Origin of the sequence: Nostoc flagelliforme FACHB-838, assembly GCF_014698065.1 — a bacterium.
GTDB classification, from domain to species: Bacteria; Cyanobacteriota; Cyanobacteriia; order Cyanobacteriales; family Nostocaceae; genus Nostoc; species Nostoc flagelliforme_B.
The window spans coordinates 1-1,994 of sequence record NZ_JACJSI010000672.1; the positions used below are offsets into that span (position 1 = coordinate 1).

3 protein-coding genes are annotated in these 1,994 nt (G+C 47.5%); all 3 read left to right on the forward strand.

Translation table 11 applies throughout. The features are described from left to right. A partial coding sequence (locus H6G97_RS50505; protein WP_190947702.1) for a glucose 1-dehydrogenase occupies positions 1 to 753 on the forward strand: 753 nt, incomplete at its 5' end. Positions 754 to 828: 75 nt separating this feature from the next. Next, on the forward strand, positions 829 to 1,584 hold the full coding sequence (locus tag H6G97_RS50510) for an SDR family oxidoreductase (RefSeq protein ID WP_190947703.1): 756 nt from the start codon (positions 829 to 831) through the stop codon (positions 1,582 to 1,584). A gap of 82 nt (positions 1,585 to 1,666) precedes the next feature. Then, the coding region (locus tag H6G97_RS50515; protein WP_190947704.1) for an SDR family NAD(P)-dependent oxidoreductase at positions 1,667 to 1,994 on the forward strand (328 nt) is incomplete at its 3' end.

Consider the following 1,994-nt stretch of genomic DNA (forward strand, 5'->3'; position numbering starts at 1 on the left):
GCATTAGTCACTGGCGGAACTTCAGGAATTGGTCGTGCAACCGCGATCGCCTTTGGTGCTGCGGGTGCAAAAGTTGTGTTCTCCGGCAGACGCGATGCAGAACGCGAAACAACTTCTGCGATGATTCGTGAGACAGGAGCGGAGTGTTTGTTTGTGCGATCGGATGTATCGAGTGAACCAGAGGTTAAGGCGCTGATAGAGAAAACAGTCGCAACTTACGGAAGGCTAGATTTTGCCTTCAATAACGCTGGATTTGGTACAGTCCCAAAGCCACTACACGAGCAGTCTGTTGAAGACTTTGACAGCATGATGGCAACTAACCTGCGGGGTGTGTTCTTATGCATAAAATATGAAATTCAACAGATGCTGACTCAAGGAGCAGGGGTCATCATCAACAACTCTTCAGTAGCGGGATTGATCGGGATACCTGGAATGGGTCCTTATACTGGGAGCAAACATGCTGTGATGGGTCTCACTCGTTCTGCTGCGCTCGATTATGCCAAGCAAGGGATTCGGATTAATGCCGTCAATCCTGGCTATATTCGCGGCACAGAAATAATTACTCCTAAGAGCCTCCAAGAGGTGGGCATGACTTTAGAGCAGTTTGATTCGATAGTGTCGTCGAGCGTCCCGATGGGGCATAGGGGTCAACCTGAAGAAATTGCTGCAACGGTTGTGTTCTTATGTTCTGATGCTGCGAGCTACATCACGGGACAACCTTTAACGATCGATGGCGGAGTCACAGTGAGTTGATTTTTGATGGTGGACTCACAGTGAATCGATCCATTTCAAGAGAGAACAACCGGACTTGATTTTAGGAGAAATAGAATGATACTTCAGAATAAGGTGGCGTTAGTCACTGGCGGAACTTCAGGAATTGGTCGTGCAACTGCGATCGCATTCGGTGCTGCTGGAGCAAAGGTAGTATTCTCAGGCAGACGCGATGCAGAAGGTGAAAAAACTGCCAAACTAATCCGTGAAACAGGTGCTGAATGTTTATATGTCCATTCAGATGCCTCAAAAGAGGAAGATATCAAAGCGTTAGTGCAAAAGACGGTTGCAACCTACGGGCAACTCGACTGCGCCTTCAATAATGCAGGCATTGACGGTTCTTTTAAGCCTCTACATGAACAATCAATTGAAGACTTTGACAACCTGATGGCAATCAATGTTCGGGGACTGTTTTTGTGCATGAAGTACGAAATTCAGCAAATGTTGTCTCAAGGATCTGGTGCGATCGTGAACAATTCGTCAACGAGTGGTCTCGTTGCATTTCCAGAGACTTCTCCTTACGTTGCCAGCAAACATGCAGTAATGGGGCTGACGCGATCGGCGGCGCTGGACTATGCCAAGCAAGGCATCCGGGTTAATGCGGTGAATCCTGGAGGCACTACGACTGAAATGCTCGATCGCGCCTTTAGGCAACTGGATATCACAGCGGATGATTTAGACTCTTTGGTTCCAATGGGTCGGATCGGTCAGGCAACGGAAATTGCTCAAGCAGTTGTGTTTCTCTGCTCTGATGCTGCGAGCTACATCACTGGGCAACCCTTAGCGATCGATGGCGGAGTCACAGCGAGTTGATTTTTGATTATCGATCGTGGACTCACAGTGAATCGATCCATTTCAAGAGAGAACAACCGGACTTGATTTTAGGAGAAATAGAATGATACTTCAGAATAAGGTGGCGTTAGTCACTGGCGGAACTTCAGGAATTGGTCGTGCAACTGCGATCGCTTATGCCCAACAACAAGCAAAAGTGGTGGTGGTGGGTCGTCGAATGGATGAAGGTGAAGAAACGGTTCGATTGATTAAGGAAGCTGGCAAAGAGGCGATTTTTGTGCAAGCAGATGTCACGAAAGAAGCCGATGTTAAAGCAATGGTTGATAAAGCGGTTGGCGTTTTTGGTCGGTTAGATATTGCCTTTAATAATGCAGGAACTGTCGGCGAAAATCCCTCATTGATTGAGCAAACAGAAGCAGAATACGATCGCA